Origin of the sequence: Vibrio sp. V03_P4A6T147, from assembly GCF_002241085.1 — a bacterium.
Taxonomy (GTDB): domain Bacteria; phylum Pseudomonadota; class Gammaproteobacteria; order Enterobacterales; family Vibrionaceae; genus Vibrio; species Vibrio anguillarum.
The window spans coordinates 1-6,234 of record NZ_NDIO01000308.1; the positions used below are offsets into that span (position 1 = coordinate 1).

A 6,234-nucleotide genomic window follows, 5' to 3' on the forward strand; every position below is an offset into this window, starting at 1 on the left:
GTTATGAAACGTTTTACTCCCTTTATATTCTCAATAGCGCTTATTGTGCCTATTCTGTTTTCGCTATTTAGCCAAGCAGAAACTCAGCCTAAAACCATGCCCAGCATTGGTAATCAGCAAATCGCGACATTAGCTGGGGGCTGTTTTTGGTGTACAGAATCTGATCTTGAAAAACTCAACGGTGTCATTAGCGTTGTCTCTGGTTATGCGGGTGGCAGCCTTGAAAACCCTACCTATAAACAAGTCTCATCAGGAAAATCGGGCCACATTGAAGTGATTCAAGTGACCTTTGATCCGCAAGTTGTCAGCTACGAGAATGTATTGGATCATTTTTTCCGCCACATTGATCCGACGGATGATCAAGGCTCGTTTGTTGATAGAGGCCCACAGTATCGGCCTGCCATTTTTTATCATAACAGTGAACAGAAGCAGACCGCGCAGCGCTTTATGCAAGAAATTGATGCGCTAGGGATCTTCAAAAAGCCGCTCAAAACAGAGCTGATTCAATATAGCCAATTTTGGCCTGCTGAAGAGTACCACCAAGACTTTTATAAAAAGAGCAAAGTACGTTACACCTACTATCGTCATGCTTCCGGACGTGACCAATATCTTGATACCATCTTCGGTAAAGATCGTAATGAGCATCCAAAAACCTTACGTCAATTGATCGAAGCGCAAAAAATGCAAAACAACGTTAAGGTATACACCAAACCTTCTAATGAAAAGATACGCGCCAAATTGACTGATTTGCAATATTACGTGACGCAAGAAGAAGGTACTGAACGTGCATTTAAGAATGAGTATTGGGATAACAAAGCCGATGGTATTTATGTCGATGTAGTCAGCGGAGAGCCATTATTCTCTTCTACCGACAAATACCGTTCTGGTACGGGCTGGCCCAGTTTTACTCGGCCAATTAATGAAGCGTATATTGCGACCAAAAGCGATTCTCGGCTTTTTTATACCAGAACCGAAGTGCGCAGCCGTTTTGCAGATTCTCACCTAGGTCATGTCTTTGAGGATGGACCAGCACCAACCGGCTTACGCTACTGCATGAACTCTGCCGCGATGCGATTTGTACCAAAAGAGGCGATGCAAGCTGAAGGCTATGGCGAGTACTTGGCTCTGTTTAAATAAAATTTGGCTCTGTTTCAATAAAGCGTGCGTGGTAAAACGAAAAAGCCCTCGGCTTCACTTGCGAGGGCTTTTTTAGTTGATCAACGTTAATCGATGGACTCAACTGAGATTCGATTAATGTAAACCATGGAAAAATTCGGCGCGGGTGGCAGGGTTAGATTTAAAAATACCGCCTAATGCTGTGGTGGTCGTTTCACTGGTCGCATCCATAACACCACGTGACTTAACACAGTAATGAGTGGCATCAATGGTGACCGCGACATCGTCTGAACCGAGTAAGGTTTGCAAAGCCACCAGAATCTGCTGTGTCATTCGCTCTTGAACTTGGGGGCGCTGAGCAAAAAAACGTACAATACGGTTAATCTTAGAAAGACCAATTATCTTGCCTCTTGGGATATACGCCACCGCGGCTTTACCATCGATAGTCACTAGATGATGCTCACAGGTGCTGGTCACGGTAATTTCTTTTACACGCACCATTTCACTGACGTTCATCTTGTTTTCGATCACAGTAATTTTGGGGAAGTTTTGATAATCAAGGCCAGAAAACACCTCATCCACATACATTTTCGCAATTCGATGGGGTGTCTCTTCTAAACTGTCGTCGGTCAAGTCAAGACCGAGTAATGTGAGGATCTCACGCATATGGTGTTCGATTTTTTCTTTCTTTTCTTCACGAGTAACCTCATTTGGACGCATAGGCGTTTCCAAACCTCGGCTCTCTAGCGCATCTTTGACCAACTTTGCTGATTCGCTAAGACCTAGCATTCCGATTCCTCTTACTTTTTACCCCTTTCGGATGGCAGACAAGGATACTCGGAATTTTGAATAATTACATCCATATTTTAAGGATGGTCATTATTGCCTGTAAGCAATGTATGATAAAGTCCTCGCAAAGAAAAAAGCTATAGGAACCGATCATGGGCTGTTGTGATTCACCGGGCTTAATGCCTATCGAACAAGCGTTAGAGACAATGCTAGCGAATATCAAACCCATCCAAACGACGCTGAAACTACCGCTAGCCGACGCGTTAGGCTATGTGTTGGCTGAAGAGTTACTCTCACCCATTTTTGTGCCGCCTTTCGATAACTCAGCGATGGATGGATACGCTATTCGATTAGCTGATCTGCAACAGTCAACCACCCTGCCGCTGGCTGGCAAATCTTTTGCCGGTCTTCCATTTGAAGGGCCGTGGCCAGCCAACAGTTGCGTGCGAATTATGACTGGCGCGAAAATTCCAGCTGGTTGCGACGCGGTGATCATGCAAGAGCAAACGACCGAAAACGAAAATGGTATCTGCTTTCTACAGCCGAATGCGAAGCCTCAGCAAAATATTCGCCCCATTGGTGATGACATCAAACAAGGCGATGTAGTGCTACATAAAGGGGCTCGCTTGACTTCGCGTGATATCCCAATGATTGCCACACTCGGCATCAGCCATGTGACCGTTTTTCGTAAACCCAAAGTGGCCTTTTTCTCAACTGGAGATGAGCTAAAACCACTCGGTGAACCTCTTGCTGAGGGACAAATCTATGACAGCAATCGTTATGGCATTAAACCATTAATTGAGAATTTTGGTTGTGAAGCGATTGATCTTGGGATCATTGCTGATTGCCCTGCCACTTTAAAAGCTACCTTTGATAAAGCTCAACATTTGGCCGATGTGGTTATTACTTCTGGCGGCGTAAGTGTAGGCGAAGCTGACTATACCAAAGATATTTTGCAAGAACTCGGAGAAATCGGTTTTTGGAAACTGGCAATAAAACCGGGCAAACCGTTTGCATTTGGAACATTAGATCATGCTTGGTTCTGTGGCTTACCTGGCAACCCCGTTTCAGCCGTATTAACCCTATACGTCTTGGTGCAACCTATGCTGGCTAAATTGGCTGGACACACTCACTGGAAAGCACCGGAGTCCATTCCAGCCATCACTAAAAATGCCTTTAAAAAATCACCGGGCCGTACTGACTACCAACGCGGTATTTACACAATTGAAAATGGCCAGTTTGTTGTTGAAACTACCGGAAACCAAAGTTCGGGGGCATTTCGTTCGATGAGCCTCGCCAACTGTTTTGTGGTGTTAGAGCAAGATCGTGGCCGAGTGGAGGTGGGCGAAACCGTCAATATCCAACTTTTTAATCCCAGCTTGTATTAAGGATCACTATGGAGATCCTATCTGATCAAGAGCTACTGCGTTACAACCGACAAATCATTCTCAAACAGTTTGATTTTGAAGGACAAGAAGCACTTAAACAAAGCTCTATTTTAATTCTTGGCGCAGGAGGATTGGGCTGCGCTGCAAGCCAATACCTTGCCACGGCAGGTGTTGGTTCACTCACGCTCATCGATGATGATGTGGTTGAGCTCTCTAATTTACAGCGCCAAGTGCTGCATAGTGATGCCGATATTGGACGTAAAAAAGTAGACTCAGCGGCAGAGTCACTGCGTATGCTTAACCCGTATTTAACGGTAAATACCGTTGATCAACGCCTTGAAGATGCACAATTGAAAGCATTAATTGAACAGCATTCTTTGGTGCTGGATGCATCAGATAACCTTGATACTCGTAACCAATTGAATAAACTCTGCTTTCAAACTAAAACACCACTGGTATCTGGTGCTGCGATTCGTATGGAAGGGCAAGTCAGCGTGTTTATGTATCAACACCCAGACGAGCCCTGTTACCAATGTTTAAGCGCTCTTTTTGGTAGTAACGTACTCACTTGCGTCGAAGCGGGCGTAATGGCCCCTGTCGTCGGGATTATTGGCGCGGTACAAGCGATGGAAGCGATCAAAGTGATCGCCCAATATGGGCAGGTAAAACAAGGCAAAATTTTGATATTGGACGCTCTTTCAATGACGTGGAGAGAAATGAACTTAATCAAATTCGCTCACTGCCAGACTTGCTAGTAAATGAACGAGAAAGACTCAATAATATCTTTCTCATTCGTCCACCGCATCAGCCCACACAATAGGAGAGTTAAACTCATGTCACCACTCGTCTCCCCCCAATGGCTAGCACAAAAGTTAGGCGACCCGCGCACCGTTATTCTTGATTGCAGTATTGAATTCCAAATTCCCAGTGAAACTGAGAAAGATACTCTGCATAACATTCCCGGCGCTCGGCGCTTTGATTATGATGGTGAATTTTGTGACCTACAATCGCCACTACCTCATATGATGCCTAGTGAAGATCGCTTTAACCAATTAGCACAATCGATCGGTTTAAACCACGATTCGATCGTCGTTGTCTATGACAATAGCGGGACGTTTGCATCACCGAGGGCATGGTGGATGCTCAAAGCGATGGGACATGCGTCGGTATACGTTCTTGATGGTGGATTAACCGAATGGAAACGCCAAGGTTTACCCGTTGTAAAAGAGTACACACATGCCTTTAAACACGGAAACTTCCATGGCACGCTCGATCCTCGCTATTTTGTGAACGCAGACTATGTGCTTGCACAAATAGAGAACCCAGAGAGCTTAGCTGTTGATGCCCGTTCACAAGCTCGTTTTTTGGGTCAAATAAAAGAACCAAGAGAAGGCGTGCGCAGCGGCCATATTCCTCACTCTATTTGCTTACCTTTTACAGAGTTGATGAATGGGCATAAGCTTAAATCACCGCAAGATCTACAACCTATTATGCAAGCAACGCTGACTGCTGGAAAAGAGCAATACATTTTCAGTTGTGGCTCAGGCGTAACCGCCTGCATTGTGCTGCTGGCTGCGCAAATTTGCGGCTACGAAAAACTGTGCGTTTATGATGGTTCGTGGACAGAATGGGGGCAACGCACTGAGCTGCCTATTGAGCTTTAGTCTCTGAATCAAATCCCCACCATTGTGGGGATTTGATCATGTTTTACAAAGCGTGCTATTTCAACTCATCAGCCATTGCTTTGATCAATTCATTTGAAGGATCACCTGAAAGTTCCCATGTAAAAATTCCCCCTAGCTTCGCTGATTTTGCCCATTTGGCTTTGGCGCGCACTGAACGTTCATCTTCATACGAGATAAATACTTTCTTTTCTGCATTCCATAAATATGGTGCTTGCGATTCTTGATCGTAATCATATTGATACCCTTGTGCCGCGCGATAATTTTTCATCAAATCCCAGAACATGAAATAGCCATTTTCACCGGTCCCAAACGGCGCTCCCTGCTCAGACACAAGATCAGCCGTAGGCAAACCACCCTCATAATCTTGAGTGCCTTGCCAACCACGTCCATAAAACGCCGCGCCAATAACCAATTTCTCGCTTGGTATACCCAATTCGATCATTTGATTGATAAACACATCGGCTCCCATTCCCCACCAACTGCGATCCGTCGCATGTAAATTGGTTAAATGGCCCGTTTGCGTTCCCCAACCACCCAGAAAATCATAAGTCATCGCAAACATATTGGTTAAATAAGGGGATACGGCGGGCCAATCTATCTGAGCCGCTTTCGCTCCAACCCCAACAGCAGTAGAAAGTTCATAGTGGCGAGCCGTCTTTTTACTCAACGCATCCAAATCAGCACGTAATGTTTTCATCAGCTCGGTATAGGCCTGTTTTTCTGCTTCTTTTTGTTCGTCGGTTAATTTCGTATCCGGATTCCAAGGCGAAGTAGTTAAACCGCCACCACCCGGATATTCCCAATCGATATCGATGCCGTCAAAGAAGGCGTACTGTTCTATAAGTTCAACCGCTGTTTTGGAAAAATGCTTGATCGTAGCAGGATCTTTTATCATTGCGTGGAACGGTTCAGACATTGTCCAGCCGCCAAATGAAGGCAGAATCTTAAGCGTCGGATAGTCTTTCTTCATTTGTGTAAGTTGAGCGAAGTGACCTTTGTAAGGAACTGGTACATTGACTGCGCCAAACTCTTTTTCTAGTGCGGATTTAGTATCAACAACAATCGCACTAAATGGTGCTTTTCCTTCACATTGCTTAGCGATTTGCTTTTGTACGGTTTCACTGGCTCCAGAATGGGGGCCACACATACTCAAAAAGGCGTAAATAACATGAGTCAAGTTCTCTGCTGGAATATCTTTAACTGTGTAGGGGTTTTGCTCATTTTCATATTGCCAATCAGCAAAGTAGCCCGCCACG

Annotated in this window: 6 protein-coding genes; 4 read left to right on the forward strand and 2 right to left on the reverse strand. The window is 45.0% G+C overall.

The features are described 5' to 3' along the window. Positions 1–3 precede the first annotated feature (3 nt). Positions 4–1,137: a peptide-methionine (R)-S-oxide reductase MsrB gene (msrB, locus tag B9J84_RS11995; protein ID WP_094124223.1), complete on the forward strand. Its 1,134-nt coding sequence runs from the start codon at positions 4–6 to the stop codon at positions 1,135–1,137. A 114-nt stretch (positions 1,138–1,251) separates the two neighbouring features. Here the strand turns inward: msrB and folE are convergent, their stop codons facing one another. Continuing rightward, on the reverse strand, positions 1,252–1,905 hold the full coding sequence (gene folE, locus B9J84_RS12000) for a GTP cyclohydrolase I FolE (protein WP_013867838.1): 654 nt from the start codon (positions 1,903–1,905) through the stop codon (positions 1,252–1,254). Positions 1,906–2,057: 152 nt separating this feature from the next. Between folE and moeA the strand changes: the two genes are divergently transcribed. The 3 genes from moeA to B9J84_RS12015 all read left to right on the forward strand — a co-directional run bounded on the left by moeA (position 2,058) and on the right by B9J84_RS12015 (position 4,957). Continuing rightward, on the forward strand, positions 2,058–3,293 hold the full coding sequence (gene moeA, locus B9J84_RS12005) for a molybdopterin molybdotransferase MoeA (protein WP_094124219.1): 1,236 nt from the start codon (positions 2,058–2,060) through the stop codon (positions 3,291–3,293). A gap of 8 nt (positions 3,294–3,301) precedes the next feature. Continuing rightward, the gene (gene moeB, locus B9J84_RS12010; RefSeq protein WP_094124220.1) at positions 3,302–4,048 is read left to right on the forward strand and encodes a molybdopterin-synthase adenylyltransferase MoeB; all 747 of its coding nucleotides are present in this window, start codon (positions 3,302–3,304) and stop codon (positions 4,046–4,048) included. Between the two features lie 78 nt (positions 4,049–4,126). Then, a complete protein-coding gene (locus B9J84_RS12015; RefSeq protein ID WP_179217563.1) occupies positions 4,127–4,957 on the forward strand; it encodes a rhodanese-like domain-containing protein in 831 nt (276 codons plus the stop codon). Positions 4,958–5,012: 55 nt separating this feature from the next. On the opposite strand, the gene B9J84_RS12020 is transcribed toward B9J84_RS12015, so the two are convergent. After that, positions 5,013–6,234 (reverse strand): glycoside hydrolase family 18 protein (locus B9J84_RS12020; RefSeq protein ID WP_094124222.1); only part of this gene is annotated, 1,222 nt, incomplete at its 5' end.

Bases quoted from the DNA above. Each gene is read 5' to 3' on its own strand.
- moeB (WP_094124220.1), top strand. From the start codon at position 3,302: ATGGAGATCCTATCTGATCAAGAGCTACTGCGTTACAACCGACAAATC.
- folE (WP_013867838.1), bottom strand. From the start codon at position 1,905: ATGCTAGGTCTTAGCGAATCAGCAAAGTTGGTCAAAGATGCGCTAGAG.
- moeA (WP_094124219.1), top strand. From the start codon at position 2,058: ATGGGCTGTTGTGATTCACCGGGCTTAATGCCTATCGAACAAGCGTTA.
- B9J84_RS12015 (WP_179217563.1), top strand. From the start codon at position 4,127: ATGTCACCACTCGTCTCCCCCCAATGGCTAGCACAAAAGTTAGGCGAC.
- msrB (WP_094124223.1), top strand. From the start codon at position 4: ATGAAACGTTTTACTCCCTTTATATTCTCAATAGCGCTTATTGTGCCT.